General features: G+C 62.7%; 31 protein-coding genes. 18 read left to right on the top strand and 13 right to left on the bottom strand.

Annotated features, from left to right (window positions below; translation table 11 throughout):
• Positions 1–50: 50 nt before the first annotated feature.
• Positions 51–1126 (bottom strand): IS3 family transposase gene (locus G6N75_RS06935; RefSeq protein WP_240900987.1). Its coding sequence is split into 2 segments (ribosomal slippage): positions 51–871 and positions 871–1126, totalling 1077 coding nucleotides; the frame shifts between segments, so codons are not numbered across the junction.
• Positions 1127–1217: 91 nt separating this feature from the next.
• Between G6N75_RS06935 and G6N75_RS06930 the strand changes: the two genes are divergently transcribed.
• The 6 genes from G6N75_RS06930 to G6N75_RS06900 all read left to right on the top strand — a co-directional run bounded on the left by G6N75_RS06930 (position 1218) and on the right by G6N75_RS06900 (position 4602).
• On the top strand, positions 1218–1565 hold the full coding sequence (locus G6N75_RS06930; RefSeq protein ID WP_165347622.1) for a hypothetical protein: 348 nt from the start codon (positions 1218–1220) through the stop codon (positions 1563–1565).
• 105 nt (positions 1566–1670) lie between these two features.
• The gene (locus G6N75_RS06925; protein WP_165347621.1) at positions 1671–2051 is read left to right on the top strand and encodes a hypothetical protein; all 381 of its coding nucleotides are present in this window, start codon (positions 1671–1673) and stop codon (positions 2049–2051) included.
• Positions 2048–2587 carry a hypothetical protein gene (locus tag G6N75_RS06920; RefSeq protein ID WP_165347620.1) on the top strand — a complete coding sequence of 180 codons (540 nt, stop codon included), beginning with the start codon at positions 2048–2050 and terminating at the stop codon, positions 2585–2587. Before G6N75_RS06925 ends, G6N75_RS06920 begins: the two co-directional genes overlap by 4 nt.
• Before the next feature lie 268 nt (positions 2588–2855).
• A complete protein-coding gene (locus tag G6N75_RS06915; RefSeq protein ID WP_165347619.1) occupies positions 2856–3155 on the top strand; it encodes a DUF4258 domain-containing protein in 300 nt (99 codons plus the stop codon).
• 6 nt (positions 3156–3161) lie between these two features.
• Positions 3162–3605 (top strand): transcriptional regulator, encoded by a 444-nt coding sequence (locus G6N75_RS06910; RefSeq protein ID WP_165347618.1) that lies wholly within the window; start codon positions 3162–3164, stop codon positions 3603–3605.
• A 457-nt stretch (positions 3606–4062) separates the two neighbouring features.
• On the top strand, positions 4063–4602 hold the full coding sequence (locus G6N75_RS06900; RefSeq protein WP_165347617.1) for a nuclear transport factor 2 family protein: 540 nt from the start codon (positions 4063–4065) through the stop codon (positions 4600–4602).
• A gap of 146 nt (positions 4603–4748) precedes the next feature.
• On the opposite strand, the gene G6N75_RS06895 is transcribed toward G6N75_RS06900, so the two are convergent.
• The 5 genes from G6N75_RS06895 to G6N75_RS06875 all read right to left on the bottom strand — a co-directional run bounded on the left by G6N75_RS06895 (position 4749) and on the right by G6N75_RS06875 (position 10412).
• Complete coding sequence (locus tag G6N75_RS06895; RefSeq protein WP_165347616.1) at positions 4749–6959, bottom strand: tetratricopeptide repeat protein; 2211 nt, start codon at positions 6957–6959, stop codon at positions 4749–4751.
• Between the two features lies 1 nt (position 6960).
• The gene (locus tag G6N75_RS06890; protein WP_165347615.1) at positions 6961–7713 is read right to left on the bottom strand and encodes a hypothetical protein; all 753 of its coding nucleotides are present in this window, start codon (positions 7711–7713) and stop codon (positions 6961–6963) included.
• 387 nt (positions 7714–8100) lie between these two features.
• Complete coding sequence (locus G6N75_RS06885; RefSeq protein WP_165347614.1) at positions 8101–8550, bottom strand: hypothetical protein; 450 nt, start codon at positions 8548–8550, stop codon at positions 8101–8103.
• A 395-nt stretch (positions 8551–8945) separates the two neighbouring features.
• Complete coding sequence (locus tag G6N75_RS06880) at positions 8946–9611, bottom strand: exopolysaccharide biosynthesis protein (RefSeq protein WP_165347613.1); 666 nt, start codon at positions 9609–9611, stop codon at positions 8946–8948.
• Between the two features lie 348 nt (positions 9612–9959).
• Positions 9960–10412 carry a hypothetical protein gene (locus G6N75_RS06875; protein ID WP_206202981.1) on the bottom strand — a complete coding sequence of 151 codons (453 nt, stop codon included), beginning with the start codon at positions 10410–10412 and terminating at the stop codon, positions 9960–9962.
• 247 nt (positions 10413–10659) lie between these two features.
• Between G6N75_RS06875 and G6N75_RS06870 the strand changes: the two genes are divergently transcribed.
• The 8 genes from G6N75_RS06870 (at position 10660) to G6N75_RS06835 (ending at position 15659) form a co-directional block, all read left to right on the top strand.
• Positions 10660–10944: a CDK5 domain-containing protein gene (locus tag G6N75_RS06870; RefSeq protein WP_165347612.1), complete on the top strand. Its 285-nt coding sequence runs from the start codon at positions 10660–10662 to the stop codon at positions 10942–10944.
• A 419-nt stretch (positions 10945–11363) separates the two neighbouring features.
• Positions 11364–11843, top strand: a complete 480-nt coding sequence (locus G6N75_RS06865; RefSeq protein WP_165347611.1) for a hypothetical protein — start codon at positions 11364–11366, stop codon at positions 11841–11843.
• Positions 11840–12049 carry a helix-turn-helix transcriptional regulator gene (locus G6N75_RS06860; RefSeq protein WP_165347610.1) on the top strand — a complete coding sequence of 70 codons (210 nt, stop codon included), beginning with the start codon at positions 11840–11842 and terminating at the stop codon, positions 12047–12049. Before G6N75_RS06865 ends, G6N75_RS06860 begins: the two co-directional genes overlap by 4 nt.
• Before the next feature lie 373 nt (positions 12050–12422).
• Positions 12423–12911: a hypothetical protein gene (locus tag G6N75_RS06855; protein ID WP_165347609.1), complete on the top strand. Its 489-nt coding sequence runs from the start codon at positions 12423–12425 to the stop codon at positions 12909–12911.
• Positions 12912–13055: 144 nt separating this feature from the next.
• Positions 13056–13352 carry a hypothetical protein gene (locus G6N75_RS06850; RefSeq protein WP_165347608.1) on the top strand — a complete coding sequence of 99 codons (297 nt, stop codon included), beginning with the start codon at positions 13056–13058 and terminating at the stop codon, positions 13350–13352.
• A 37-nt stretch (positions 13353–13389) separates the two neighbouring features.
• Entirely contained in the window at positions 13390–13611 is a 222-nt protein-coding gene (locus G6N75_RS06845; protein WP_165347607.1) for an amphi-Trp domain-containing protein, read from the top strand.
• A 16-nt stretch (positions 13612–13627) separates the two neighbouring features.
• On the top strand, positions 13628–14614 hold the full coding sequence (locus G6N75_RS06840) for a calcium/sodium antiporter (protein ID WP_165347606.1): 987 nt from the start codon (positions 13628–13630) through the stop codon (positions 14612–14614).
• 349 nt (positions 14615–14963) lie between these two features.
• Positions 14964–15659: an outer membrane beta-barrel protein gene (locus G6N75_RS06835; RefSeq protein WP_165347605.1), complete on the top strand. Its 696-nt coding sequence runs from the start codon at positions 14964–14966 to the stop codon at positions 15657–15659.
• 555 nt (positions 15660–16214) lie between these two features.
• Here G6N75_RS06835 and G6N75_RS06830 read toward each other — a convergent pair.
• Positions 16215–16682, bottom strand: coding sequence for a GNAT family N-acetyltransferase (locus G6N75_RS06830; RefSeq protein ID WP_165347604.1), 468 nt, complete (start codon positions 16680–16682; stop codon positions 16215–16217).
• A 35-nt stretch (positions 16683–16717) separates the two neighbouring features.
• The gene (locus G6N75_RS06825) at positions 16718–17254 is read right to left on the bottom strand and encodes a hypothetical protein (RefSeq protein ID WP_165347603.1); all 537 of its coding nucleotides are present in this window, start codon (positions 17252–17254) and stop codon (positions 16718–16720) included.
• 138 nt (positions 17255–17392) lie between these two features.
• On the opposite strand from G6N75_RS06825, the gene G6N75_RS06820 reads away from it, so the two are divergent.
• Positions 17393–18118: a hypothetical protein gene (locus G6N75_RS06820; protein ID WP_165347602.1), complete on the top strand. Its 726-nt coding sequence runs from the start codon at positions 17393–17395 to the stop codon at positions 18116–18118.
• Between the two features lie 105 nt (positions 18119–18223).
• Here G6N75_RS06820 and G6N75_RS06815 read toward each other — a convergent pair whose 3' ends face one another.
• Together G6N75_RS06815 and G6N75_RS06810 are read right to left on the bottom strand one after the other, a co-directional pair.
• Positions 18224–18706: an acyloxyacyl hydrolase gene (locus G6N75_RS06815; protein ID WP_165347601.1), complete on the bottom strand. Its 483-nt coding sequence runs from the start codon at positions 18704–18706 to the stop codon at positions 18224–18226.
• Positions 18707–18757: 51 nt separating this feature from the next.
• The gene (locus tag G6N75_RS06810; protein ID WP_165347600.1) at positions 18758–19264 is read right to left on the bottom strand and encodes a TlpA disulfide reductase family protein; all 507 of its coding nucleotides are present in this window, start codon (positions 19262–19264) and stop codon (positions 18758–18760) included.
• Between the two features lie 121 nt (positions 19265–19385).
• Between G6N75_RS06810 and G6N75_RS06805 the strand changes: the two genes are divergently transcribed.
• On the top strand, positions 19386–21302 hold the full coding sequence (locus tag G6N75_RS06805) for a toll/interleukin-1 receptor domain-containing protein (protein ID WP_165347599.1): 1917 nt from the start codon (positions 19386–19388) through the stop codon (positions 21300–21302).
• On the opposite strand, the gene G6N75_RS06800 is transcribed toward G6N75_RS06805, so the two are convergent.
• A complete protein-coding gene (locus G6N75_RS06800) occupies positions 21299–22273 on the bottom strand; it encodes a sulfurtransferase (protein ID WP_206202980.1) in 975 nt (324 codons plus the stop codon). The genes G6N75_RS06805 and G6N75_RS06800 overlap by 4 nt on opposite strands.
• A gap of 289 nt (positions 22274–22562) precedes the next feature.
• Positions 22563–23249, bottom strand: coding sequence for a PEP-CTERM sorting domain-containing protein (locus G6N75_RS06795; protein WP_165347598.1), 687 nt, complete (start codon positions 23247–23249; stop codon positions 22563–22565).
• Positions 23250–23530: 281 nt separating this feature from the next.
• On the opposite strand from G6N75_RS06795, the gene G6N75_RS06790 reads away from it, so the two are divergent.
• Complete coding sequence (locus G6N75_RS06790; protein WP_165347597.1) at positions 23531–23731, top strand: DUF2905 domain-containing protein; 201 nt, start codon at positions 23531–23533, stop codon at positions 23729–23731.
• 60 nt (positions 23732–23791) lie between these two features.
• Here the strand turns inward: G6N75_RS06790 and G6N75_RS06785 are convergent, their stop codons facing one another.
• Positions 23792–25174 (bottom strand): serine hydrolase, encoded by a 1383-nt coding sequence (locus G6N75_RS06785; protein WP_165347596.1) that lies wholly within the window; start codon positions 25172–25174, stop codon positions 23792–23794.
• 106 nt (positions 25175–25280) lie between these two features.
• Between G6N75_RS06785 and G6N75_RS06780 the strand changes: the two genes are divergently transcribed.
• The gene (locus G6N75_RS06780; protein WP_165347595.1) at positions 25281–25823 is read left to right on the top strand and encodes a DUF1566 domain-containing protein; all 543 of its coding nucleotides are present in this window, start codon (positions 25281–25283) and stop codon (positions 25821–25823) included.
• Positions 25824–25842 lie beyond the last annotated feature (19 nt).

The raw sequence follows: 25842 nt of genomic DNA, 5'->3' as shown, positions 1-25842 counted from the left end.
TGACCGTACCCCTTGAACCAAGCCGGCCTTGATGTGGGAAATTGAGCATATCAGGCGGCTTCGCGAGCAAACACTGCCGGAGGCTTTTTGCCCAGAGAGCGATGCGGCCTGACGTGGTTGTAGTGGGTACGCCAGGCATCGATTGTTGATCCGGCATCCGCCAGCGTGGCGAACCAGTGCAGGTCCAGGCAGTACTCACGGAACTTGGCGTTGAAGCTCTCGACGAAGGCGTTCTGGGTCGGCTTGCCAGGCTGGATGAAGTGCAGCTTGACCCCACGCTCTTTGGCCCAGAAGAACATGGCTTTGCTGGTCAGCTCAGGACCGTTGTCCATGACGATCTGCCTGGCCAGGGGGCGGGATCGAGCTAACTGATCCAGTTCTCGAGCCAGACGCTCGCCGCTGATTGAGAAGTCGACGATCTGCAGCACGCACTCACGGCTGAAGTCATCGACGACGTTAAACACACGGAACCGTCGGCCATTCGCCAGTTGGTCTGAGACGAAGTCCACGGACCAGCGCTCGTTGATGCGACTCGGCAGCGCTAACGGAACCCGAGGACGGGTCAGCTTCTTGCGGCGCTTCGTGCGGACCTGCAGGCCCTCTTCTCGATATACCCGATAGGTCCGCTTCGGGTTCACCACCAGGCCCTCCGTCTTGAGCATGTCATGCAGTGTCGGATAGCCATAACGGGGATAGCGTTCGGCCAGCGTCTTCAGACGTGTCCTTAGCGCAGCATCGTCCCGGCCCTTGAGCGGGCTCCAGGCCGCCGAGCGGCTAAAGCCGACTAGGCGGCAGGCGCGACGTTCACTAAAGCGGCGACTCTTCAGGTGATCCACGGCCCGGCGCCGCTGCGCAGCCGTCACCATTTTCCCTGGACCAACTCCTTCAACGCTGCCTTGTCGAGCTCCGCTTCGGCCAGCAGGCGCTTCAGCTTGCTGTTCTCGGCTTGCAGATCTCGCAGCCGCCGGGCCTCGGACACCTCCATGCCCCCGTACTTGGCTTTCCAGCGGTAGATCGTGTTCTCGGCGATGCCATGTCGCCGCGACAGATCCTTGGCCGACGCACCCGCCTCGTGCTCCTTCAGGATGGCAATGATCCTCTCTTCGCTGTAGCGCTTGCGTTTCATCTCGGGACCTCCCTACGGTCAAAATACCGGGAAATCCCACATCACGCATGGCTCGGATTACGGGGGTACGGTCACCAACAAGGAGAACCCAATGAAAATCTTCTCTTCCCTCGCATCCCTGGACGCCATCCGGGGATCCCCGCTGAGTCCCGTGCTGCGCGGCATCGTCGTCCGCATGCTGGGGCACTTCGAGTACGACCCGGCGGAGGACGGCTACGTCGTGCTAATCGAGGAAGATGATTCCGATCGCGTCCTGGCGGATCTATGCCTCCCCTATCGATTGTGCGAGGTGCCCTTCGAGGCGGTGCACATGACGGAGGGGCATTTCTGCGGGATCTATCTCGCCAACAACCAGTTCGCGATCACGTTCTTGATCCCGGACGCGCCTTGGGTCGAGGGCGAGCTCAGGAAGCACCTGGAGGAGCTGCTCGTGGAGTGATTCGCTTGCGGCTTATTCGCCATCTTATTTGAAGGGCCTTCACGCCCTGGACGTCACCAAGAGCCAACCCCCGGGTTGGTTTTTTTGTGCCCGGAGGAACCCTATGTGATCACGTTTAAGCGCCAACAAGACTTGACGAAGCTACCTCCCGACCATCCCGCCTATGGCCTCATCCGCGACCTCATCCAGGTCCTGATCGAGGACTTTCCCCTCCAGCCATACGACGCCGAGGACTACGGCTACCTGGTCCTGGTGGAGCCCGGAGACGAAGACCGGGTGCTCACCGAGTTGGACATGCCGTGGACGCTTAGCGAAACCCCCTGGGAAGGAGCCTCGCTCCGGGGTCGCTACATCTACGCCGTCTATCTGGGCACCGACGACTACGGCCTGGGGTTCGTCATTCCGGACGAGCCCTGGATCGACGGCCAGCTGAGGGACGTACTCACTTCCATCCTCGACACCACTCCCGAAGGAGAACACGCATGACACGCACCAAAGACCCATTGGAAGGCATCGTGAAGGTCGTCCATTCCGGTACCTGCCCTTCCCTGTCCGGCAAGAGCCAGATCACCTACCAGATCGGAAAGCATCCCGAGGGGACTGTTCACTTAAGGGTCGTCGCCAACACCGGCGGCGGGTTCTTCAGTCCCGAGTGGGTGGCACTTAGCGATCTACAGAAATGCATCGACGACGCACCCAAGGACAGGCCGCTGTCTTCCTGGACGCTGCACCCGATCTTCCGGGGCAAGTCAGTGAACACGCCGGCGTTCCTCTCGGCGGCACTCGTCCATGAGAAATGGTTGCGAATACTCAAAGGCAAGAAACGCGGCCTGGAGGTTTACGACCCGAAGGCCTTCGAGGCCAAGCTGGAGAAGCTGACGGGCGGCAAAGCGGGTACGGCATCGTCGGGTCGTCAGGTCGCGAAAAAGAAAATCACGACGAAGAAGGCACCTATGCGTCAGCCCGGGGCCGCCAAGAAGAAGGCTATGCCCGCCAAGAAGAAGAAAGCGGCAAGCGTCTGAGTGGTACTACCTGTCCCTTGGTTTCCACTCGTAACTCACAGAAAAACAACAAGAAAAATTTGGCCACTTAGGGTCGCCCGATCTTATACCGACCCGGCCGTTTTCCGTTTCCATTCAAGCACTTAAGCGAAAAGGGCGCATTTCCCACGTTTTCTTGGGCTCCCGTTGATTAGGACCTTCTGCTGGACTGCTTCCGAGGGGTTGTCCACGAGACCCAACGGGCGTAGCATGACCGTTAAATTTTAACGGTCTCTTGTTTGGAGACCGCGTGAACCCGGGCACGGCACGGAAGCATATTCGGGAGCGGGCATCCAGGCCTGCTGGCGTGCTCTTCGTCGACCACGCCCGGAAACAGATGCGCCGCCGGGACGTCGATGCCCTCCAGGTGCAGAGATGCCTCCTGCGGGGCGAGATCACCGAGGGTCCGTACGTGCCCATCGCGTCCCGCACCGGGACCTGGCGCTGCAACATCGAGGCGAATGTCAGCGGAGACCAATTGCGGGTTGTGGTTGAGATCCCGGAGGACGCGACTTCCATCCTGGTGATCACGGTAATCCGTGTTGGATGAACAAAGATGTACCACTACTTCGAATCCGGCCTGCCCAACGTCTACCTGGCCAACGGCTACGAGTGGCACGACACGCCCTACGGGCCCGCCATTTCGATTCACGAGGCGGAGGCGCTTCATGAGGCGATCGCATGCACGCTCGTGGAGCAGAAGCCCTGGCTCACCGGAAGGGAAGTGCGCTTCCTCCGCCATTACCTCGACCTGTCGCAGGCTCAGCTTGGCGAGCTGCTCGGCGTGCAAGACCAGTCGGTTCGGCGCTGGGAAAAACTTGGGCGGGTGCCGCGAGCAGCCGACCATGCAGTCCGGCTCGTGTTCCGGGACCTGACGGCATCCAGTTCCTTACGCCTTCCGGAGCTGGTGCAGCACCTAGCACAGCAAGAGTCTCCGGACTCGTTGCATTATCGCTTCCGGCCACGGGCGCGGAAGGAGCGTTGGCAGGCCGCAGCATGAAGAGGACGCCACGACTAGCCTAGATCGCCGCCTGGCTGACGCGGGCGTCCTCCCGCAGGCTCTTGGTCTTGCGCGGCGGCATTTCTTGCACGTCGAGATGACACAGCGCCTCGAACTCGCCCATGTGATGCTTGCTGATTACGCCCGCATCGTGCAGGCCGAGCGCCGGCCAAGTTCGGGCGGGCCACCTGAGGGCTTTCGCTAAGCCGTTGACCGGCATGCACCAAGGGACCTGCGATCCCTTGGTTCGTGGCGGTGGGTTCGGAAGGTGGTTCGGACGAGTCAGAGGGTCAATCAGAACGCTGCACGCATGTGCCGGCGTCGGTGAGGAGCGGGCACCAGCCAGCGAAAAGGTGGTATATACGGTTCACACTCTTTGATGCTGCCGTGCTGGAGGCCTTCGGCATGACCGAGTCGCTGGCGCTCCCACCCAATTTCATCCCTGAAGGAAAACACTATGCCTGCAAAACCCGCCACCCTCGCCCAGGTTTCTCTGCGCACGCGCCGCTTTCGCACACGCCGCTTTGCAGGCATAAACCGCTTACTGCTTGCGCTCTTCGCCGTCGTGCTTTGCACACCTGTCCTCGCGCAGGAGCACGACAACCGCGCGATCGTCGAAACCGCCTACGCCAACTTCGCGCGCGGCGACGTCCCGGCCTTTCTGGACATCCTCGATCCGGGCGTCGTGTGGGTCGCCGCCGAGGGCTACCCCTACGCCGGTACGTACGTCGGCCCTGATGCCCTCCTGGAGGGCCTCATCGCGCGCATCGGCGCGGAATGGGACAACTACTCGGTGGTCACCAATACTTACGTCGCCGAAGGCGACCGCGTGGTCGCGCTCGGTTACTACAGCGGCACCTACAAGGCCACCGGTCACAGCGTCGAGGCGCCGTTTGCCCACGTGTGGCAATTCGTGGATGGCAAGGTCGTCAGCTTCCGCACCTACACCGACGGCCCGCCCTGGCAGCGCGCCATTTCGCCGACGCCTGGCGACTGAGCCGTTTTCGCCCTCATCCACCCACCAACTCTGAGTCACTAAGTGTCGCCGGCAAGGCAATCGCAGTGGTGTGTGCCGGCCCGGCGACACCACTCAGAAGTATTCCCCGATTCCAGCGCTGTCTGGGAACGGCAAATACCCGACCGTCACCCGGCATCCGGGACGGAGAAGGTGTCGACCTGACGCTGCAGGTCATCTTCGATGAACGTGAGGATGTCCTGGTATGCAGGTAGCTCGCGCAGCGAGTCATGGCTCGGATTCAGGTTGGTGTCGAAATGCCACAGGACGCGCCAGCCATCGTCGGCCAGTTCTCGAAGGCGCGCCACCGCCTCCTCTTCCCGGCCTAGCAACGCGAGCGCATCGACCACCGCTATGCCCAGCGGATAATTGGCTGATCCCAGGGTGTAATGCTGCTCATAAGCGGCGATCGCCGCGTGCAGCAACTCTGTCGCTTGCTGGTCCGGCCCAACCCGCTGCAGCAATGACGCCAGGTCCACGGCCTTGCGAACGTTTCCGGCGGTGATCTGCGGCGGTGATTCGAATAACCCGGGCTCGTACTTCTGGAACAGGGCAAGCGCCTCGTCGTACTCACCAGAATCCAGCGCGGCATTTCGGATCAGCCTCAGGAAAACGAAGTGCGACCCCCACCGGTCTTCCAGGTCTCTCGCCAGGGCGCCGCGCGCCATCGCTACGGCCTTCTCATTGTCCCCTGTCATCGCAAGCAATAGCGCTTCTGACGACAGGGGATACGGCTCCGCCGGGCCCATCTCGAGCGCCAGGTCTGCATGCCGACGCGCCGATTCGTAATCTCCAAAGCTCGCGTATATGACCACGCAGGTTGCCGGATTCTCGTAATCGTCGGCATCCATCGACAGGGCCTGCCCCGACCAATACGCGGCCTCGACGAGGTCGCCGCTGAGGATTGTCGCCGTGGCTGCGCCGTGGGCGGCATACGGGTTTCCAGGACTCAGCTGGGCGATTCGGGCGAAGGCCTCTAGCGCTGGCTCGAACTGGCCGAGCCACAGGTGCACGCGCCCGAGGTCGTGGTACAGCGGTGCCGATAACGGGTCCAGGTCCAGCGCCTGCCGCAGTACTTCAAGCGCTTCCTCGCCGCGCCGCTGGATTCGAAGATACGTCGCGTAGATGCTGAGCACGTCGACATCGTTCGGCGCGGCGACAGTGGCCGCCTTCATGACTGCGTCGGCTGCCGGATCATCTGTGAGGCTTAGATACCTGCCGCGGACTGCCTGCACGAACGGATTATCGGGATAGAGTTCCACGGCACGGTCGAGGTGTGACTGGCCTTGAGCCAGCGCTTCGGCGGGTGTTATTGCCCCCGTCACGGCGAGCTGTGCGAACGTGTTGGCCAGCGCGGCCCGGGCCAGAACATACTGCGGGTCGATTTCCAGCGCCCTCTGAAAATGGTCGACTGCCTCGCGCAGCGCCGCAAACGAGGCAATATCGACTTGCTGCTTCCCGTACGTGTATTCGCGAAACGCATCGAGATTGTCGGTACGGTCCCGGCCGATGCGCCTGCGTTCTTCGGCCGTAAGCTCCATCTTGAGCTGAGTTGCGATGGTCTCCACGATCTCGCTCTGGATAGCAAACACGTTCTGCGCGGTCAGCGCGCGATCGTAGGTATGAGCCCAGACGTGGCCGTCTGTCCGCGAATCAATAAGCTGCACATTAATACGAACATTGTCTCCGGCCTGTTGTATGCCGCCCTCGAGAACAAATGCGACGCCAAGTTCGTTGCCGATTTCCGGGATGCTCTTTTCGGTATCGCGGTATCTCAGCACCGAAGTTCTCGAAATGACCTTCATTGACATAACTTTTGCCAGCGAGGTCAGGAGATCGTCGTGCACGCCGTCGGCGAAGAAAGCCGTGTCGGCGGCACTGCTATGCGTGGCGAAAGGCAACACGGCGATCGAAGCAGGGTCAATCGCGCGGGCAGTGATGCTCTCTCGTGACTCGTTTCTGCTGCCGGCTACCTGCTCGACCATCCACCAGCCGCTCAGTGCAGCAACGGCAACCAGGGCAGACAAGATGACGAAGTCCGGTGTCTTCAGCGACAGGTCCGCGCTGCCAGTCGCGGGCGGGGTTCGCACGATGCCATGCGCGGTGATGTCATAGCGCCAACCAAATACGAGTGCGACCGGAAACAACAGTAGGGCGGCGATCCACACGAAGCGCAAAGCGCTGGCTGGCACGCCCCACGACTCGAAGCCAAGATCGGCGACCTGTAAAACCACCCAGGCCGCGACAATGTACAACCCGGCAACGCGGAACACATGCCGGCGCCGCAGTTCCCTGAGAAAGGACATTGGGATAATCCGCCTTGGGTCGGAAGCGGTCATTCTATTTCAATCCCGGCGCGCGGCCTTGCCTCGCGGTCAAATCGGCCAGGGTATCTTTGAGTTCGAGGAGATGGTCCCGCCGTTCCGCCACGAAACTGGTCAGCGTGTTGATGCGACTCAGATTGTCGACATATTCGTTCAGGAAGGCTGCGTTCGCCCTCATTCCGTCGACATCACACGCCGGCACCCATCGATAGCCGTCGCCGCTCAGGCCGCCCCAGCTGATATCGCTATCGGAGGTCACCGGCAAGCGACTAACGATTACGAGTGACGGAAATCTGCTGTGCAGCCGGAAAAGTTCGTTTACCGCCTCTTCATAGTAGGCACGGCCGCGTTCCCGAAGCAGCAAATATGCTCGCAGGCTGTCCTTTACTTTCGCATCCCGCAGCAGATCGAATCGACCGGTCTCGAGCATCTCGTCAAGAACTGGAAGTTCGTCGGAGGGTCGCCGGTGAACGTGTGATGCAGAGATGCGGCGGCATTCCGGCTCTGTAATCGCTCTGCTGGGTGCTTGCGAGAACAAGACCGGGTTTACGCCGATCAGCACTTCTGCCCGAGACCGAAGCGAGGCCAGTTCCCGCTCGTGAGCGTCGATCAGCGGTCGAGCCTCCTCGAACAGGCGAACCATCAACACGCCTTCTTCGACTCGCTCCTTGCGGGAGTCATTCCAGTCCTGGACCTGCAAGCCAACGAACACACCGACTACGACGATGACGAAGTCGAGGCCGACCGCGAACCAGTTCTGCGCTTTCACATGCTTGGTGATCCTGCGGAGCAACATGGGCGCACCTCTTTAGTGGAGCTGGGCCGAGTATATGCGACGGTGCCTCATCGACGCGCCGGGGATGCCTGGCGTGGCCCACCATGCTTTTCATAGGGTTCGGGGTTTATGCCGGGAGGCGAAGGGATTGGAATCCCTTGGTGTGGGCATAGCCGGGGCGACCGGGGCTGGGCCCTGGGATGCTGGGACGCTGGCCCGGTCGTGCAGCCGAGCCGTCAGAATTCCAGTGTTCCAGGTTCCCGATAAACGACGACCAATGCTCCCACGACTTCGATCCGGGAAGCAGAAGGACGGTTTCCAAAAGAAAAAAGCAGGCGGGTCATCGACCCGCCTGCCTTTAATTCTTCAACCGGTTACAAACTAGTCGCGGAACTTCATATGGCGCAGCAGTGACGTGCTCATGATCGTACGATACTCGGCGCGATTGCCACTCGCGGCAGCCATCTCATCCATACTCTGCTCTGCCCAGGCCATGTATGCCTTGCGACGCTTTTCGCCCTCTTCAACGGTCGCCATGTTCTCGAACACTCGAATGAGATAAAGGTCCGGCTCATCAGCGCGAGCATGAACGTTGTTGATGACCATGAAATCCTTGATCCATCCTTGCGACTTGGCGAACTCGCTGTTCTTGCGCCATTCGCCGGCAAGCCATCGCGCATACTTCAAGCCTGCGCCATCGGCGGTCTTAACGCCGGTTACTTCCCAATAGTCACCCGGAATGAAAGGTGGCTCTTCCTGCGCCTGCGCAATGCTCATCGCCGATACGCTCAGCAAAACGACGGCAAGTACCCTGAAAAAATTATTCTTCATTATTTGACTCCTCTTGATTGATTGCTTTTTTTCGAATGCACCCAGCGAACGCCAGCCGCGGTCACGGCCATACGCTTGATGGTTGGTCGAGATTGGAGTATCGCGCTAACGCCGGCACATAGCCAGAGCAAACGCTGATTATTCCCTGATTTATCGCTGATGCTCAGCAGTGTGCCCGTTGCGAGAAGGCATCTTCTGCCTGACGACACTTGCTGGCGATCCGGGCGTTCACGACAGCGATGCCTAAGTCCGTTTGCTGCGCCCTCGAGCCTTAGGCGACAGAACGGCGCCTCATCGACGCGCCGGGGATGCCTGGCGGGCCCACCAACCTATTCAATGGGTTGGGGTTTTATGGCGGGAGGCGAAGGGATTCAAATGCATTGGTGGCAGCCGCGTCAGCCAAGGCCTAGCAGGCTCTTGACGAAATCTTTGAACAGATCGATGAATGTGGGCCCGAAAACCGAGATGCCGACCACCAGAAGAAGAATCCACGCGCTGCCGATGGCCAGACCTGCCAGGACAAGTAGCCCATCACGGGTTATAAGCCCGATGGACGCGATGGCGATACCTATGCCAGGAATAGTGTTAGTAGCTGGTAACGGTATCAAGATGCTGGCAATGAACACGACAAAGACCGCGCCCACCAACCGCTCCGCAGTGGGTCCTGACAGCAGCAGTAACTGCGGGCGGGCAATGCGCTCGAGCCATCCGAAGTACTTTTCCGCCCCTGCCGCCATTTTCTGCAATCCTTCTTTACTCAGCAGCCGTGCACCGAAACGCCGCGGCACCCAGGGTTCGGGGCGACCGATGGCCATCTGCAACGCAATGGCCATCATCGGCAGCGCAACGATCTGTGGAATGCCGTACAACAGCGGGATGGAGACCGGCAACGACAAGGCGAACAGCATCAAGCCGAAGGCCCGTTCACCGAGGGCTTGCGTGAAGTCGTGCAATGTCAATCCGGAGGCTGGCGCTTCATCAGCTATGACCTTTAATGCGGCGACCAATCCGCCGCTCGGTGCGACCTCGTCTGATACAACTTCGACGGGTTTTTTGTTCATTTGGAATGGGCCTGCGATTTGCTCCAATGTCGAGAGGCGTTGGCTCGGCCTGGGTTTAGGTGATCGAAATGAATCGATCCGAATCTCCCAAATCGATGGCCTCTTCCGGCGGCATCCGATACTACCGCGCACGGCTTGAGTGCGTCGATTTTCAGACTGGCACAAACAGGATCGAAATGACCGCTCAGTGCCGGGAGGCGAGGGGATTGGAATCCCTTGGTGTCTCCATAGCCGGGGCGACCGGGCTGAGCCCTGGGACGCTGGGACGCTGGAATCCTGGGAAGCTGGAAGCCTGGGGCGGATCCCCGGCCAGGAAGCTCGCCCACCGACTCGACGAGAATGCCGTCTTCAGCCGCCCCAAATCCCCATCATCGCGCCCAGGCCGATGACCACGCTACCGCCAATCTCGCCCAGAATCAGCAGTCTCATGGAGAGGCGCATCATGCCTCCGGCGATCACCGATTTCCCGAGCACATGGGGCTGACGCAACTGGTTGTCCGTGTCCCGAAGATAGCCGTGGATCAGGTAGGTGATGATGGCGAAGGCGAAGAAGAACAGCACCGCAATCATGGCCGCCGCATTCACGGCCTCGGGAAAGACGCTGTAACCGGCGAGGACCGCCAGCAGGACAGAGGCGAACGAATATTGCAGCGAAGCCCGGTGGGCGATGTCCACATAGTAGGGCGCCGTGGCCTCGGCGCTCGCCATGATGCAGCGATATTTCCAGACGCCCGTCAGTAGGCCCGACATAAAAAAGACCAGGGCCCCGGTCAAGGCCAGTTTTACCGCTAATGTCATCATCGTGATTCGTCTCCCACCTTTTTAGAAAGTCATCATCAACCCTGTGATGGGATTAGATCGAGGTCAGATCACCGCCTCCAGCCCCTTCCGCTCGATCAGGTTCAACAACTTCAGGGAAGGCCCGCTCGTGTTGTAAACCAGCCACGGAGGGCGCGTAATATCGATGGTGGCGCCCCGATTCCGGTGACCCCGCCATTGTGGCCAACCCCGGCTGCGATGCATTTTGGATCTGTACAGGAGGGACATGATGTCCAAGCGAGACGAATACGCTGCCAGAATGAAGCAGCAGATTGACGAGATGAACCAGAACATCGACGAACTCGAACGCAAGGCCAAGGAGGCCAACGACGCTGTCGAGAAGAAATACGACGAGCAGGTCGCCAAGTTGCGCGTGCAGGTAAACCAGGCGACGGCCAAGCTCGATGAGCTCAAGTCAGCTTCTGAGCGCACCTGGGAGAAAATGGTCGACGAGGTCGAAAACGTCACCAAGGCTCTCAAGCAATCCTATAACTACTTCAAGTCACAGCTTTAAAGCGCTTGGTGGACGGGCTCCTGCGAGCCCGTTTCGCTTTACGTCATCGATGCGCGGGAGGCCGGTAGCTCGCGTCGCTCACCGTGCTCTTGTCCGCCGTTAGCACGACTGGCTATGGCTTGGTCACGCTCGGGAGAAAACCTGAGAGACACCCTGCGCCATGCCCCCCAGTTTACATCGGCGGGGCGGCGCCCGCCCGAGAGGGAGGCAGGGACCCTGGGAAGCTCCCAGATGCGCCGCGATCTCTTGCCAGGCGGTCTCCCACGCCATCAGTCGTTCTCTAGCTATCTCCACAACTGACGATTGGGACTTTTTCGCCTCATATTGACACCTTTGGGTATCCTCTTGTAAAGTTGAGGTTCCTATCTGAACAGCAAGTTCGCAACAACTTTGGATACGCATGCACAGGAGAGTCCATCTTGAATGATCAACCCAACCGCGCCGAATTGCTTGACCGAATCAACACGCTGATGGCTACCGGGGCCCTGCCCTTCGCAGCGCTCCTTTTGCTCGATGCGCTGGCCGATGCCGGCGTGGATTCAATGCTGCTCACGGTGCTGGATTGGGCCGCCAAGGGCGCGCTGGCCGTGGTCGTCGTGCTGCTCTCAGTCGCCGTCGCACGCAAGGCGAAATCTGGCAAACCGGCACCCGACGAGGACAGTTACTCGGCGACCACGCTGCGGAAAGCGCTGGCGGCTTCCTGGGCGGCGACCTTCGTCGTTCTGACCCAGTTCGACAGCCTGTTCAAAGGCGCAGGCATACTTGGTGTAGTGCAGTTGCCGTTGGTTTACGCAGGCGAGATCGTGACAGCGTTCATGCTGGTGGTGCTCAGCCTGACCTATTTTGGTCTGATGATGCTGGCCAGCGACGAGCCCGACCCTTCGGACGAAGCCTCTTGAGCGCCCTCCACAACCGCATCCGAGTGTTTCGCGCCGAGCACCGGATGAGCCAGGCCGATCTGGCCCGCGCCATCGGGGTCTCGCGCAAGACCATCAGTACTATCGAGGTCGGACGGTTCGTGCCATCGACGGTGATAGCGCTGAAGATCGCGCGCCATTTCGAGGTTCCCGTGGAGGACGTATTCCAGCTCTCGGACGGGGAATAGCTCCCAGCATGGCGATTCGGACAAGGACCGCTGGTCAGGACCCAAAGGCCCTGCGCCATCGCCATCACTAGGGAGGCTTCGTCAATCCTTATTCCAGGTTCGCCCTCGAGCCGAAGGCGAACGAATATTGCAGCGAAGCCCGGTGGCCGATGTTCATGGGATGGGATTAGATCGAGGTCAGATGACCGCCTGGCTGACGCGGGCGTCCTCTCGCAGGCTCTTGCCCGGGATCCTGCTCTTACGCTTTTTCGTCGCCATCTCCAACCTCCATTGGAGCAACAATGGTCCTGGCCCGCCGCGTTCACACTGGCCGGGTAGGGCTACGCGCTTCAGCTATCCTCATTATTCTTCTTGTCTGCATCCAGGCCTGCTCATGCCCAACCACCTCAAGACCTACCTCGCCGACCATGCCGCCCTAACGCTTGCCGTGCTGGAACTGGCCAAACGGGCCAGGAACAGCAACCCCGAGGGCGAACTGGGCGAATTCCTGGCCGGGATCATCCCGATGCTGGAAGCGGAGCGAAAGACTCTCAAGGAAATGCTCCGCCGAATCAAAGCCTCTGATTCTCCGCTCAAAAACTTCGCCGCCTGGGGCGCGGAGAAGGCGGGCCGCTTCAAGCTCAACGACAGCCTGTTCACCTACTCCGACCTCTCCCGCGTGGTCGAACTCGAAGCCCTTCTCGCCGCCACCGAAGTCAAGACCGCCATGTGGGACGCCCTGGCAACCCTTGCCATGACCCGATCCGATTTCCGGGACCTGGACCTCGGCGCGCACCTCCGCAAGAACAAGACCATGGGCGAAAAACTCCGAGCCTTCCACCGAACCGCCGCCCACCGGGCGCTCCGCCCAGAAGAGTCCTGATAAGGCTATTTCCTGGAATATTCATACCCATGCCGGGAGCGACGATTCGTACTCATCGCCCGATTCCGACCCCGACCCGAAATGCCAAGCTTCCGTACGCCGTGTAACTGAAGAGCGACACTACCCCATGATGAGTTCGACGCCGTGACCGAGGGGCATCCGGGCAACTATTTCTCCCGCCGCTGGCACGGCCGAGTACCTTTCCCGCAGCTCCTGTGGCGGGATATCATCGGCATGGGCACCCTGGTGAACCTGATCGCGACCATGCTGGCGCTGGCGGCGGTCACCCAGGGCGCGCCCTCGGCCCTGGCAGTTGCGCTGCATTTCGCTCCCGTGCCTTACAACCTGTTCCTGTTCGGCGCGCTCTGGCGCACGCCGGGACGGAACGATTTCGCGGTCGGGCTGGTCGTAGTCTGGCTGCTCGTAATGACCCTCGTATGAACCTCACCCCAACCTTTGCCCACCCCGCGGAGGACACATGACCACCAAGCCGGAAAGAGATGTCGAAAAGGGCTACCCGAAGGCGGACTTCGTAGCCAAGCTGCGGCGCCTGGCCGATGCCATCGAGAACGGCGAGCGTTTCGACATCCAGATTGATGGCGAGCGCATCTATGTACCGGTGCGGGCCGAGTTCACCATCGAGCACGAGCGCTCGGACGGCGAAGAGGAGATCGAGTTCCAGATCAAGTGGGCCCGGTAGACCCCTTTATCCGGGTATGACGCTCGCGTTTATCGCGGTCGTCCTTTGCCTGGTGCTCCTGGTCTGGAGCGCCGATCGCTTCGTCGAGGGCGCGGCTTCCATCGCCCACCATTACGACACGCCGCCGCTCCTGATCGGCATGGTGATCGTGGGGTTCGGCACTTCGGCCCCCGAGATCATGGTGTCGATCCTGGCCGCCTCGCAAGGCAATCCCGGCATCGCGCTGGGTAACGCCTATGGCTCGAACATCACCAACATCGCGCTGGTTCTCGGGGCAACGGCCCTGATCGCCCCGATTGCCGTCCAATCGGAGGTCCTGCACAAGGAACTGCCGATCCTAATGGGTGTCACGGCCCTGGCGGCCTGGCAACTCTGGGACGGCGAGATCACCCGTCCGGAGGCGGTCGGGCTGCTGGCCGTGTTCGTGGGATTGATGGGCTGGGCCATCTGGCAGGGCTTGAAGACCAAGGCGGACACGTTGGGGCAGGACATTGAGCAGGAACTCGAGGCTCGGGCCATGCCCGTGCGCCGTGCCGTCTTCTGGCTGGTCGTCGGACTCGCGCTCCTGGTGGTCAGTTCCCGCATCCTCGTCTGGGGCGCCGTGGAGATCGCGCATGGCTTCGGCGTCAGCGACCTGATCATCGGCCTGACCGTCATCGCGGTGGGCACTTCGCTGCCCGAACTGGCGGCGTCGATTATTGCCGCCCGGAAAGGCGAACACGATATCGCGCTCGGCAACATCATCGGTTCCAACCTGTTCAACACCCTGGCCGTGGTAGGGATCGCCGGCACGATTCATCCGCTGGCCGTGGGGCCGGAGGTCTTCACCCGGGACATGATGGTCATGGCTTCGCTGACCCTGGCGCTGTTCCTCATCGGCTACGGCTTCCGCGGCCGCGGCGGCATCAATCGCGTCGCGGGCGCCTTGCTGCTGGCCTCTTACCTGGGCTACACGGGCTACCTGGTCAGGGAAGTACTGCTGGCGCCCGCGGTGGTCAGTTGAGCCTCGTATTCTATTGGGGAAACTGCCTGCTCCCCCGGGGATACAGGAACTCGCGTTAAGTTTTCGTTCACCGGCATGTGCTCGCCGCCGGATTCACGGCGACGGTCAGCCAGCTGCGGGGAATCCGGGAACCGCTTTAGTTGCGCGCCAAGGCTAAATCACCGCCTCCAGTCCCTTCCGCTCGATCAACTGCAACACCTTGAGCGAAGGGCCACTGGGCTTCTTGTCGCCGGTCTGCCCCCGGAGTAGAGTTGTTTGTGCAACGCGGAAAATCGGTCACAAAACCGTTCCCCACAGTCCCGGCCGTGATGGCCGGCAGCATTTGCCAGTTCCCAAACAGGGGTGATGTATGTCCACTCGTCACAAGATGCTCGCACTTGCCGTGACGGCCGCGCTGGGCGCGCCGGCGGCTGCGGGGGCCCAGGATCTCGGCTTCACCTACCTCGAGGGCGGCTTCATCGCCGGCTTCGTCAACGACGTGGAGGAGTCCGACGCCTTCACGGACAACGGCACCCTCGACGTCGAGTCCGATGCCGGCGGCGGCGCCTTCATCGGCGGCGCGTGGGAGTTCCGCGAGAATATGCACCTGTTCGGTGATTATGCCCTGACCGGCCAGGAGCTCGAGGTCAGCGACGGCATCGACACCGTCGAGGGCGATTACGACGTGGTGCGCTGGCGGCTCGGCGTCGGCTATGCCTACCCGTTCTCGCCCACGATGAGCTTTTACGGCCGCCTCAGCTTTGACAACATCGAGTTCAAGGACGTGAAGGTCGCCGGTTTCGATCTCGACGCCGACGTCGACGACAGCGGTATTGGCGGCGAGATCGGCATGCTCTGGGCGGCGACGCCGGCGCTCCACCTGCAGGGCCACGTGCGCTACACCTCGGTCGGCGAGGTCGTTGGCGAGGGCTCCGATGCCTTCGACTCCGACATCCTGCTCGCCCTGAACGGCCGCTGGTACTTCCGGCCCGACATGGCGCTGGTCACCGGCTACGAGTTCGGCAAGATCACCTTCTGGAACGTGGGCCTGCGGTTCGCGTTCTGAGTTTTCCAGGCCCGCTGCCCATCCCTCCTCAGGGGGGATGGGCTTGACCTGATCTCGAGCAGCTTCGGTTCGGACGAGTCCGCGGGGCAATGAAGGGCCCTGAAGATCCCCTTGGTTCCAGCTTCGCCCTCGAGCCATCGGCGAGAGAACGGGACCGGCATCGTTTCACCGGGCCTTTATTTGGAGCGAGGGAATGAGCCTGTTCGAATTCGTCACGGTGATGATCTCGATGATCCTCGCGACCTTGCTGCCCAAGTCGAATCGAGTTGTGCGCTGGCATGCTCCCCATGCGCTATGGAACGGCAGTACGCGCGCGTTCGCCGTCCGTCCGGCGCATACAGCAGGGCCAACGCCCGGGCTCAAACGAGAGCCGCCCCTGCATCGCCGGGCGCGAGGTTCGCAGTGCTGCCAAGTCATAGGACAGTATCGCGCCCGCGGTCTCCCGCCTGCTCGATGGCCCTGCGGAGCAACCTAAGCAGCCTCTCGAGTTGCGATCGGAGGAGTACAGGCAACCCCTTCCGGTGGCCGCTCCACCACGCGCCCGGTCCACAGCCACTAGGAGCCTTCGCTGGTCGCGATCTGGTAAATCCGGAAACGATCGCCATCGCTGTTGTAACCATCCTCCACGCGGTTCCAGCCGAACTTCTCGTACAGCCCGTCATGGGTGGTGCTGAGGAACAGCCTGCTGAAGCCTGCGCGTCTCGCCTCGGCCCTCGCATGCTCCATCAAGGCCCCGCTCAGCCGCCGGCCCCGCCACCCGGGCTCGACGTACAGGCAGCCCAGCCAGGGCCAGAGATCCTGGCGGCTCAGGAAGTCACTCACCAGCAGGGCGCAGCAGCCGATGATGCGGTCGTCTTCAACCAGCACGTAGAACCGGGGCAGACCCTCCGGCCCACGGGAAGAATGCCGGGCGCAGTCGAGGTAGAAGGCGTGATTGTCCTCGTCGCCCCACTGGCGGTGGATGTAGTCCACGGCCGGCTCGAGCCCGCCGGGATAGTCCAGGATATTGATGATGCGCGGCATGGAGCCCTCCTCGCAGTCGACAAGCACGCCCCGAATCACGCAAGAAACCTCCTCACCACGAGCGCCCAGGCCAGGATGGAGACCAGGAACCAGGTGCTCAGGAAACGGTGGAAGACGGCCGACTTGATGAGGTACCCCGCGCCTGACAGCACGATGTAGTGGCCGACGAAAGGCAGGTAGTACCAGGGCTCGAAAAGGTTTCCTCGCATCGCCGTCTGCGCGATGTCGAACAACCCCGTCACGACGAACGCCAGCAGGAACAGGTGCAGTTCGAACCGGCTGTCCGATTCCCGGTCATCGGGTCGATACAACGTAATGGCCACGGCGTAGTGGGATATCGCCCAGAGCACCAGCACCAGGAAAATCTCGAAGCTCCAGACCTCGTTGTTCCGCCAGCTGAAAAACACCCACCAGTTCAGGACGAGAACGACGACAAAGAACGCGGCATACGAAAGACGGAGATCCAGGGCCTGCTTGCGGAAGACCTGGCTGACGGAGCCTCGCAGGATATGAGTGAGCCCGAAGCCGAAGATGATCGAGACCAGGACGGATAAGAACTCGAACTCGCTCATGGGGTTGATTCCGCCTGGCTCAAAGTCCGGGCATTATCGGCAACATCGCCGTGCGGGGAAACCGTCCGCTTGGCGTGACGGCCGGATGGTGGTATCCATGAACGCTGGTCATTGCACCTGCACAAGGCTTCAGGCCACATGTACAAGAGAACCTCGGCATTAGCCCTGGCGACCCACAGCCACCAGCGCTTCGGCGCCCGTTCACGCATCGTGGCGATGTTCGCGGACATGCGGGGCTTTTCCAACTGGAGCGAGACGCAGCCGCTCGACCATGTGGCGGACCTGGTCAAGCTGCAGTTCGGCTATGTCATGCAGCTCTGCGACGACTACCAGCAGCCCTTCCAGAAGTTTCTCGGCGACGGCTTCGCGCTGCTCTGGGAACAGGAGAGCGATGAGGACCTGCCGCGCTGCCTCGCCAGCGCGCTGGACGCCACCTTCGCCCTGCACCAGGGCTACGCCGCCCTCGCCCAGTCGCTGCCGTATGCCGCGCCGAAAGGCTACGGCGTGGGGATCTCCATTGGCGAGGCGATCCGGATCCAGCTCGAGCCTCACCTCAGCGCCGCCAGCGAAGTGGATTTCGTCGGCTACCCGCTGAACTGCGCCGCACGGATGCAAACGCTCGCCGCCAGCTTCGGCACCGCCTTGTGCGCGAGTACGGTCGTCGCCCTGCAGGCGGATCCCGAGCGCTACCTGCGCACGCTGCTGCCCGGTTTCGGCCGCCGCCTGCTCCCTCCGCCGCAGGACATGCTGGATCGCGCCGCGGTCACCAAGGGACTGAAGCCGGCCGACCGGGAAGGTTTCCGGCACCTGTCCTTCGTGGACGGGGAAGACTGGCTCTGGCGGACGCCCGGCCTGCCGCAATAGGTAGCGCTACCTGCCGAAGTGATAGCGCAGCTTGGCGCCGGCGGTGCGCGGCGATCGAGGCCGAGTTGAAAGCGCGCGGCGGCAAAATCTTGCCCGACCGTTCAGTCAAGGCTTGAGCGGAAACCTGACGCCAAGAGTGACCAGGCTGTCTCCGTCGTTCTCACCCTTCAGCCCGCCGTTGGAGATGTGCTGCACCTGGAGCACCAGTTGCCCGAGGTGAAATCCGGCGGAGGTTTTGAAGTTGACATGGGAACTGAGCCGCTGGTTGGTCTGGTCGACGACCACGACGCCCAAACCGACGAACAGCCCTTTCCAGCGGGCCCGCTTGGCGATCCCCAGCCACACCGTGGCTTCGTCATTGTCGAGATAGGACGGGTTCTTGTCCTGCGCGAGAAGGACGCCGATGGACCATTCGGTGGGAAAACGTCCTTGCGGGTTGGTGACCAGGTTCAGGTTGGCCACGCCACTTTCATGCAGGGTTTCGTAGCGGTCGAAGGTGGTGCCGCCGGCCAACTCCAGCTCCGCCGCCGCAAGCTCGAACGGCAGCGCCAGCAGCAGGCAGAAAAGCCAGTAATTCTTCGCGTTCATTTGCTCGCGTCGGCCGCGGTCAGCGATTCAAGAAAAAAAAGGGCGACCATGTCAGTTAAACGAGGGGATTACGGCCGGCTCGGCGAGCACCACGTCAATGGCCTCGAAGAGCTTCTGGATGCCGGACTCGGAGTAGCCGTAGCGAACCATCGCCACCCGGCCCGACTTGTCGATCAGGAAGGTCCGGGGCACCGAGTTCACGCCGTAGGCCTCCGACACGGTGCCATCGCGGTCATGCGTCCAGGTGACCGGGGACTTGCGCGTTTCCCGGACGATGTCCCGATAGACACGGGGGTGTTCCTTGAAATTGACCAGGACCACCCGCAGCCGGTCGGGGTCGACGTGCTGCTGCAGCAGGTCGAGCGCGGGGAACTGCTCGTGACATCGCGGACACCAGGACGCCCAGAAGCTGACCACCATCACCTTGCCGCGATGCTCGCTGATCCGGATCACTTCGCCTTTGGGAGTCTCGCCCAGCAGGTCCGGCGGCATGTCACCGACTTCGATCTCCGCCTGCGCGGCCGCCGCGAGCAGCGCCAGCGGCAGAAGGAACAGCACTGTTAAGCAACGACTGGCCGGGTTCATCCTGGCATGCACCGATCCGTGTGGGCCCGGCTGGGAGTATAGAGCGCCCCAACTTGCTAGGATCAGCGCTCACGAAGTCAGGAGGCTCGGCACCATGGCGCTCAAGCTGCCCCCGCGGGACGCGCCCGCCTTTTGCGCGTTCATTTCCTACAGCCACGCCGACGAGCGCCACGCCGTCTGGCTGCAGCGGGCACTGGAACGCTGGCAAGTGCCGCGGCGGCTGGTCGGCAGCGAAGCACGCTTCGGGCCCATCCCGGAGCGCCTGGGCAAGGTCTTCCTCGACCGGGACGAACTGCCCTCCGCGTCCAGCCTGAGTGACGAGATCCAGGCGGCCCTCGCGGCCTCCGCGACGCTGGTCGTCATTTGTTCCCCCGCCGCCGCCCGTTCCCGCTGGGTGAACGAGGAAATCCGCAGCTTCAAGGCCCTTGGCAAGGCACAGCGGGTCCTGGCCATGATCGTCGCCGGCGAGCCCTGGGCCTCCGACCAGCCGGAAGGGGCCGACGAGGAATGTTTTCCCGAGGCCCTCCGCTACACGGTCGATGCCGCCGGCGAGCTGACCCCGGAGCGCACCGAGCTGATCGCGGCGGACCTGCGCCCGGGCAAGGACGGCAAGCAGGCGGCGCTGCTGAAGATCGTCGCCGGCATCCTGGGCGTGGGCTTCGACACGCTGCGCCAGCGCGAAGCCCAGCGCCGGCAGCGGCGGCTCGCGGCCGTAGCCGCGGCCGCGGTCGTGGGGATGGGCATCACGTCGTTGCTCGCGGCCAGCGCCTGGTTCGCGCGCATCGAGGCGGACGTGCAACGCGCCAAGGCCGAGGCCAACTTCGACCTGGCGCGCGACGCGGTCGACCGCTACCTGACCCGCGTCGCGGAGAACCCGGAGCTCAAGACCGGCGGCCTGACGACGCTGCGGCGCCAATTGCTCGAGACCGCCCGCGAGTTCTACCAGGACTTCGCGGCCCGGCAGGAAGGCCAGGAGATCACGACGGAACTCGCGCATGCGCACCACCGCCTCGCGAACATCAGCCGCGTCATGGGTGACCTCGACGTAGCCGAAGCGGAGATCCGCCTCGCGATCGATAACACCGCGCAGTTGCTCGCCGGGGAGCCGCAAGACGAGCTGCATGCTTTCAACCTGGCGAACATGGTGAGCGCACTCGGGCTGGTGCTGGCGGACCGCGGCAATCCGGAGGCTGGCGCAGCTTACGCGGAGGCCCTCGAGCGCATGGAGGCGCTCGACCTGTGGCACAGCGACGACCTCTTCCGCCGCTCCGCCCTCGCCAGCCTGCTCGACAACTACGGCCAGTGGATCGAAACGCAGGGCCGGACGGCCGACGCCGAAACCCGGTTACGGGAAGCGTTGCGACTGCGCCAGGAGCTCGTGCTGGCGGATCCGGACAACCTGGAATACCAGAGCCTGGTGATATACAGCGCCATCAACCTCTCGGCGCTGTATGGCCGCACGGGGCAGCTGGAGGCGGGCCGGGACACGGCCCGGCTCGGCGTCGACCACGGCGAGGCCCTGCTGCCCCGCCAGCCCGCCAACCCGGAGACGCGCATCAGCCTCAGCGCCGCCTACGAGAACCTGGGCGGCATCGAGATGCTGCGGGAGGACTACGAGGCCTCCGCCGCGGCCTACGACCGGTCCCGCGAACTCAAGGCGGCGCTGGTCATGGACCACCCGGCGGTGCTCGACTACCGCCTGAAGCTGGCCGGCACCTACACGAACCTCGGCGAGCTCGCCAGCCGCCAGGCGAAACACGACGACGCGCTGCCTTGGTATGACCAGTCCACCGAGCTGCTCCGGTGGATCCTCGGCCGCTCCCCGGACATGGCCCTGGCCCGCTATTACCTCAGCTACACCTGTGGCTGGCAGGGGCGCGCCCTCGACGCGCTGGAGCGCCGCGCCCAGGCCGTCGCCGCCTGGCAATGCGCCGTCGAGAACGACCCCACCGGGGATGCAACCCTGGTCGAGGCGCTGGATGCGGCACGCAGCCGGGATGCCGGGCGCTAGTTGCCGTTCGTCTCCGCGTCCGGCGCCACCTCCATCGGCAGGGATTCGTCCGCCGCCCATTCCTGCAGCGAAGCGGCGTAGACGGCCACGTCCTTGTACCCGAGCCGGGTCATGATGAAGGCATTGGCCGACGCGGCAATACCGCCGCCGCAATAGGTGATCGAACGGGCGTCACGGTCGCCCGCGAGCAGCGCCTCCAGTTCCTCCCGGGACCGGAAGCGCCCGGTCTCGTCGACGAGGGACGTCATCGGCACGTTCGTGGCGGTGGGGATATGCCCCGGCCGCGCGTACATTGCCATCTCGCCGCGGTAATGCGCCGCGGGCATTGCGTCCATGATTTGCACCGCGTCATTACCGACCGCCGCAAGCACTTCCTCCTGGTCGGCGATGAGTTCCGGTCGCAGGGCAATCGTCAACGTCCCCGCCGGCCGGGCGGCGGGTTCGGTCGATAACGGGTAACCCTCGGCGGTCCACGCAGCGAGTCCGCCATCGAGCAATGCGGCCTCGTCGAACCCGATCCAGCGCAGCATCCACCAGACCCTCGCCGCCCACGCGGTTCGACCGTCGTCGTAGAGCACGACCCGGGAGTCGTCGCTGACTCCGAGGGCCTGCATGGCGGCGGCAAACTGCTCAGGCGAAGGCACCGCGAACCCCAGCGGACTCTCCGTATCGGACAGTTCCCCCATCAGGTCGGCGAACCCGGCCGTGGGAATATGGCCGTCCTCGTAGGCGTCCCGGCCGCTGAGCATGCTCAAGCCGCCGCTGCCGTCGGGCTGGACGAGCACCGTGCAGTCGATCACCACCAGGTCTGGGTCGTCGAGATGCGCCGCCAGCCACTCGGCCGTCACGAGCGAATCCATCGTCTTGCCGGCCGCTGCGGGGTCGTGCTCTGGTGTTGTCGAACAGGCCGTGCCGAGCCCGAGCAGCACGCTCAGCGCCAGCAACCTGGCGGACCAACTGGGTTTCAGCATCGGAGTCTCCTCGCGTTGAGCCGGCCCTGGGACCTTAACACTCTCTGGCATGCTCAGCGCGCTGCCCCGGCAACCAAGCCCATCATGACGTGGTTGTATCGGCTGTGCCAATTGTGATGGGCTCAAGGGATTTCATGCCGGGAGGCGAAGGGATTGGGAATCCCTTAAGTGCATGGGCAACAGCATAGAAAAAGGGCGACCATGGTGGTCGCCCTTTTTCTCTGCGTCTCTCCGTCCGGGGCAGGTCCCGCGGACGGCGCTAGCGCCGGATGCCGACCCGGAGGTCGATTCAGCGGCGGCGGCGGCGCGCCAGCCCGATACCGGCGAGGCCGAGGCCCAGCAGCGCCAGGCTGGCCGGCTCGGGCACCGGCTTCGCGACCATCTGGACCAGGGTGAAGTCCGACTGGTTAGAGCAGTTACCCGTGCTGTGATTACCGCAATCCCCATTCAACGCAGTGAAGCTGACGGAAGTGACGGGCGACAGGTAGGACGCGAAGTCGATACGCCACACCCCGCCACCGTTACTCGTCGCCGCAGAGAGAGAGGTCACCGAAGTTCCGTCGGGCGCATTGGTCAGCGTTGCGTCCGTTTGACCGGTTGCGGTCAGCAAGATGTACCCGCCGTCGAAGGTAATCTTGGCGACTTCGTTGACGTCATTGAACTCCGGACCGTCAAACAGCACCCCAAGCGTGATCGACTTGATGGCGAACGGGTTCGCGGAAGTACCGGTCAGCGTCTCGCCGATATCGATCTCGTCGTTGGTGCTGCCGCCCATGATCCCCACCCCGGTAAAGCCGTCCACGGTCTTGGTCTGGAAATTGCCGGGCGCGGAGGACCACGTGATGCCGCCGATGACCTGGTTGTTCGTCCCGTTGGTGAAATCGGCACCGTTGATGGTGATGGGAGCCGCCTGGGCGACGGCGGAGAAAGCCATGGTCGCCGCAGCCGCAATCACGATCTTGAGTAAATGACGCATCGCTTGTTCCTTAGTTTCAGTGCTTTGCCCATAGTGGGCACGAGAGTCCGGTAAATCTTGCAAGGATTAATGCAAGATACGCGCCAGTTTACGGTTATCCTTTATAATCAATTAGTTATCCGCTCCCGCTGACCCGAGGTTGAGGCAAAGTGTAAATCCGGTCGACACTTCAGGGGGCGTTTCGTGCTGTAGCGGGACCGGCAACCGAGATGGCGGCGGTGGCGGATCGAGAAAGGTCAAGGGCCTTTAGGCTCGAGCAGCAAATGGGGCGTGTCTTGAAGATGCAGAGATTCCTGATCATTCTCGGCCTGGTGATCCTCCTAGTCGGCCTGCTCTGGCCGTGGCTGTCGAAGCTGCCGCTTGGCCGGCTGCCCGGCGACTTCGTGATCAGGCGCGACGGCTTCACTTTGTACTTCCCGCTCGCCACGGGCCTGCTGGTGTCGCTCATCCTGACGCTGTTGTTGTGGCTGTTCCGGCGTTGAAGGGGACTGGCTGATGCACCAGCAGCCTTTCCGGTCCGAGAAGACTTGCCCGGCAGCTAGCTATTCGACCGGGACCTCATCGCTGATCCGCTCGGCCCGTTCCGCCTCGGGCGCGCCGCCGTGGTGCATTTCCATCGCCACGACGCGTCCGCTGGAGTCGCGCACGAAATCCAGGTAGCTGAAGCTTTCCAGATAGAAGAACCGGTCGCCGCCGGCCGCGGCGATTCGCAGGCGGGGGCCGCCGGTACGCTGGGTGTACAGCCGGCCTTCCTCGAGCACGACGCTGCGGCTGTCCTCGTCACCGATGCGGTAAACGCCCTGGTAATCGGCGAGCCGCGCGGGATCCACCTCAACCGCGGTGAAGCGCGGGTAGTCGGCACCCGCAGCATCAAAGGCCATCCGGGCGGCGACATAGCTGGTGGCGCGGCTGTCCTGGTTGTTCGACAGGACCACGGCATAGATCTTCCGCTCCGGCAGCCAGATACCGCTGGTCGAAAAGCCGTGAATGCCTCCGTCGTGGGTGATTTCCCGCTCGCCGAATCGCTCGCCCACGGTGAGGCCAAAGCCGTACCCGATACGCTCGCCGTTATTCAGCTGGAAGTCAGTCGTCATCTTTTCGAGCGATTCTTGGGACAGCAAGGCACCGCCGAACAGGGCCGCCGACCATCTTGCGAGGTCGTCCACCGTGGACAGCAGGGCTCCGGCCCCGTGCGGCTGGGTCATGCTGATGAAATCGGCATTCTGGTACTCGCCCGCCTCGCCCTGATAGCCCTTTGCCCGGCCCGGGATGATCTGCAGTCCGCCATGGCAGGTCTTGTTCAATGCCAACGTGTCGAAGATGGCGGTCTGCATGAAGTCCGCGTAGGACATGCCCGAGACCTTCTCGATGATGGCCCCGAGCAGCACGTAACCGGAGTTCGAATAGCGAAAAGCCTCGCCGGGCGCGAAGTCCATCGGCAAGCCCGAGAAAACCGCGATCAGCTCTGCGGTGGAAACGTCCTTACGGATCGCGCCGCCCTCCCAATAGCCGGGAATGCTGGTGTAATTGGATATGCCCGAGGTATGCGTCAGCAGGTGCTCGAGCCGTATTTCGTGACCGTGCGTGGGGTAGTCGGGGAGAAACTTCCTGATGTCGTCCGTGACGCTCAGCTTGCCCTGCTCCTCCAGCAGCAGGATGGCCGCCGCCGTGAACTGCTTGCTGATCGACCCGATGCGGAACACGTGATCCGGAGTCAGCGCTACGCCCAGCTCCATGTCCGCCATTCCCGAGGCAGAGCGAAACAGCACGTCGCCGTTTCTCACCACCATCGCGGCCGCGCCCGGACCCTCTGCCGGCCAGGCATCTTCCAGCCATTGCGCGTATTCGCTCGAAGCACTGGCCGGCGACGCCAGCAAGAAATTGAGGAGCAAGCTGCCGATTGCAGCCGGTTGAAGGGTTCGCATGGGTTACTCCCGGTGTGTGCGTCGGGCAATAACGCGAGAAGAACGGCCGAAGTGTCCGACAGGGCCTGCGTAAACCGAACCACCTATATACTACCAACGGCAAATCGTGGCCATCGACCGGAGCACCGTCATGCGCATTCCTTTTCAAACTTCGTCTATCGGAATCCTGCCGGTGATCGCCGCCTCGATTGCGGTGTCGATCGGCGCTTCGATCGCCATGCCGATCCACGCTGAAGTCGACGAGGGTGCTGCAGCCGGGACGGTCGCGAGCGACGGCCTGGAATGGGCGCCGGCGACCAACGGCGAAGACATCACCTGGCCCGAGGCGGTGGAATACTGTGCCGCACTCTCGCTGGCCGGCCATGATGACTGGCGCTTGCCGACGCTGGCGGAGCTGGAGGGGCTCCACGACGCCGCAGCCGAAGGCGGCGAAGGTATCCGCAGTCCCTTCGTCATCGGCGGCTGTTGCTTGTGGAGCAGCGTGTCGCTGGTCGATCGTCCGGCGGAGGACGGCGAGGAGATCGCCGGACGGCCGGAGATGTATCACTGGGGCTTCATGTTCGACGGCGGCTTTCCCTACTACGCCGTCCATATCTTCGATGATGGCCGCGCCCTGTGCGTGCGCGATGCCGGGGCAGCCGCCGAATAGGCCGCGCCATTCCCGGCGG

Source organism: Thioalkalivibrio sp. XN8, assembly GCF_011058255.1.
Classification (GTDB): Bacteria; Pseudomonadota; Gammaproteobacteria; order Steroidobacterales; family XN24; genus XN24.
This window is presented reverse-complemented; position numbering and strand designations above follow the sequence as displayed.